Source organism: Aerococcus sp. L_32 (genome assembly GCF_050689315.1).
On sequence record NZ_JBOEQF010000422.1, the window covers coordinates 1 to 1,639 of the forward strand.

A 1,639-nucleotide genomic window follows, 5' to 3' on the forward strand; every position below is an offset into this window, starting at 1 on the left:
CTGTCAGATAATAACCCATCAACAAGAACAGCGTATTCCTTTTCCACGTGTTTCTTAGGGGCCATTAAGGCATGGTTGAATTGGCCATCGTTGGTGATCAGCAGCAGACCTGTTGTGTCTTTATCTAGGCGTCCAACTGGAAATGGTTCGTAGGTTAAGACCAGGTCTTCTGGTAACAGGTCAATCACGGTGTCCCAACGGTTGTCTTCGGTTGCAGATATAACGCCGTCTGGCTTGTGCATCATGAAATAAACATAAGGTTCATAGACGAGTTCTTGACCATCCACTTCCACCTTGTCCTCTGTTACATTGACTGGTAGATTGGGCTTCTTGGCTACAGAACCATTGACATAAATAGCGGATTTTTTGATTAAAGTCTTCACGTCACTTCGGCTATAAGGGGTCATGCTAGAGACAAATTTATCTAAACGTTGAGTGTTTTTCCCTGTTTTTTTATTTGTCATAGCGGCCCATTCCTAATTTCGCACGAAGCATTTTGGCCTTGTCGCCAAGTAGCGTATCTAATAGTTTGAAGCGTAAGCCACCTATGACATAAACTGCTACCCCAACACCAGCTACAATCACGATTTGGGCCACTTGGTGCACAATTGAGATTTCAGGTGATAAGATAGTGCGTCGTAAGAATTGGTTGACTAACCAAGTGGCAATCCCCATAGCGCCAGATAACAAAGTAATGCCCTTGATTTGGTTTAGGACTTCTACTACCGATAAGTTTATACGGACTCTTAGGCGCCACAAGTAGAATATGGCAATTCCGATAAAGGCTGTTCCAGTAGCTAATAAGGCACCTGATGTGCTAAAAATCGCTAGAAAAGGTACTTGTAGAACCAATTTAAGGGTAATCCCAATGACCATCCCCATAATGGCGTCTTTAAAGAAGGACATGGCTTGTAACATAGCAACAAGAACTGAAAACAGCCCCATGGTCACAGCTACTGCCGCTGATAATTGTAATAGTGAGGTACCTAGTGGATCGTGGGTAAAGATGATCGCGTACAAGGGCTCAGCTAAAACCGCCATCCCGATTGCAGATGGGAACATGACTAGTGAGAATAATTTCAAGTTGTGGCCGATTAACCCTTTTGTTTCTGGAAAATCTTGCGTAGCATGTCGGTCAATACGTCTTGGCAGTGCTTTGTTTGCCAGCTTAGCCTCGATACCCCTTTTCTCCTCTGAATAGGTAGCTGAAATAACAGCGATGGATGTCGAACCGATGGCAACAGCTAGGGAAACGATGATGGTCACGAGTTTATTGGCGTTGGCACCGAAAATGGCGTATTCATTAATTAATTGATCATGTGAAAGATGAGAAACGCGCGCCATTATCGGCATGTAGGTGTTCGTATCGACTAAACGAGATAGTTCGATTGCTGAACCAGAAACGATAAATGGAATAGCAATCATCACGATTTCGAGTAATAGATTTTTGGAAGAGACGTAGGTTTCTTCCTTAACCGCGTACAATTCTTCTTCATTATTGTAACCTTTGCGGTAGCGCATAAAGAAGAATACCAATGTGGCTAAGGCTGCTAGCGCCCCAAGGAAGGCCGCAAATGTTGAGTGAGTTACAGCTTTGACCATCTCGCCATTATTGATCACCCGGATGATATAAACTGCT

Annotated in this window: 2 protein-coding genes; both read right to left on the reverse strand. The window is 43.7% G+C overall.

Going from position 1 to position 1,639, the window contains the following annotated elements; translation table 11 throughout:
• A partial coding sequence (locus ACRCJ0_RS13580; RefSeq protein WP_431390765.1) for a pseudouridine synthase occupies positions 1 to 464 on the reverse strand: 464 nt, incomplete at its 3' end.
• Positions 454 to 1,639 (reverse strand): polysaccharide biosynthesis C-terminal domain-containing protein (locus ACRCJ0_RS13585; protein ID WP_431390766.1); only part of this gene is annotated, 1,186 nt, incomplete at its 5' end. The genes ACRCJ0_RS13585 and ACRCJ0_RS13580, both read right to left, overlap by 11 nt.